Source organism: Blautia sp. HCP3S3_H10_2 (assembly GCF_052122375.1).
Lineage (GTDB): Bacteria > Bacillota > Clostridia > Lachnospirales > Lachnospiraceae > Blautia_A.
On sequence record NZ_JBQKCL010000043.1, the window covers coordinates 1 to 1,688 of the forward strand.

Below are 1,688 nucleotides of genomic sequence, written 5' to 3' on the forward strand. Positions count from 1 at the left end.
CATTTTCTGCTTCTTTCATCATCCAGAAGAAGGTATTTCATTACGCTTGTCGGATCACGATGACCAAGTGCATCCATTACATCATCGATGCCGGCATGATTTTTCAGCAGATTTGTAGCAAAAGTCCTGCGTGTCACATGAAAACCGCCGCCCTTTACATCATTTCTTTCGGGCAGGATACGGTAAAGTGCTCTGGTACATACTTTACCAGTCAATCTTCCATACGGGGCTTTGGATCTTACAAAAATAAAATCGCTTTCTGCATCAGGTCTGCCGTATTTCAGGTATGAATATATAGCATTTCCCACTTCAACAGGCATTGGAAGAGTGATCTGTGTCTTCGTTTTTTTCATGATGATTGAGATCTGGCATTTCTTCCAGTCGATATCCTGAAAACGGAGTGCCAGGATATCATAGGCCCTCAGTCCTGTTTTTAGGCCAAGCAAAACAATGGCAATGTCGCGAAGTTCTACAGGGGCATTATGGGTCAGCCGGTACTCCTGGATCCTCTGAATCTGTTCATCGGACAAAACATCAATGATCTTATCTACGGGTGCACTTCCTGATATAAGACATTGATCCAGACCATGTCTTTCTGTATATCGATGTTCCTCAAGATAGCGTAGGAAGGCTCTTACGATTACAAAGCGGGTGGCACGGCCTTTAAATGTGGAATGTTCATCCCGGATTGAGAATTCTTTGATTATCTCTGGAGAAATCTGTTTGAAACTGTCATACCCATGATCGATCAAAAACAGACAAAAGCTTGCACAGGAACATCGATAAGATTTAAGTGTACCGCTTTCGCAATATTCACGTTTTTTCTGTTCTAAAAGACCTGCGACGGCTTCCTTACACCATTCAGGGAGTTCATCATATATGGTAGGAATGTATTTATATTTCCCGCCCGGGTGGATATCGCCGCTAAGAAGATATTCATTACAAAAACTCAGAACTCTTCTCCAGTGAAGCCAGGAAGTTCCCAGTGTATTTTTTACCTCAGAGAACCATATCCAAACGATATCCGGATGATAACCAAGATCATGTATATCCAGAAACAGATAAAAAGCCGTTAATGCATGTTTTGCCAGTTTCAAAGTAGTACCGATATATCCATGGGCTTGCAGGCATTCGATAAAAGGCTCAATCTTTCCTTTAAAGTCTGCGGCTGACATAATTACATCTATCGTTTTCTGTAAAGCTGCTTTATTCTCTGAAGAAAACGCATCGATCAATCCGATATGAGGATAAATCTGACTGTTAAAGAGAAGACTGTATGGCTTTGTGCATTTCCCGATCTTTTCATAGAACTGTATCATCCGAGCCGTGTAATTAAGGATCACGTTTCTGGTTTCATCTGATTGATACATTTTTGTGTTTACAAGTATCAGTACCGCTTCGTATGAGATATCTGATATATTGACAACTCCAATTTCATCAAAAATGAGCAACCCTTCGGAACAATAGGTACGTGTTAATTCTAATGTGCGTTTTGTATAACGTTTACAACAGTCTTCAAGATAGAAATCAAGATCATCTTTCCATGAAACTGGAAGTTTATCGTATACTGATTGATTTAGATATAGCCTGCGGTCAGATACTGTTCCTGAAGAATCCATTTCCTCTAACTGGTATACATACCGGATCCATATGACACATCGCTGTGAAGGAAGGCTTTTCTTAATCTC

General features: G+C 40.5%; 1 protein-coding gene. It reads right to left on the minus strand.

Annotated elements, in window-relative coordinates; all coding sequences use genetic code 11:
- On the minus strand, positions 1 to 1,619 hold a 1,619-nt coding region (locus ACTQWB_RS18635; RefSeq protein WP_441514619.1), incomplete at its 3' end, for a tyrosine-type recombinase/integrase.
- Positions 1,620 to 1,688 lie beyond the last annotated feature (69 nt).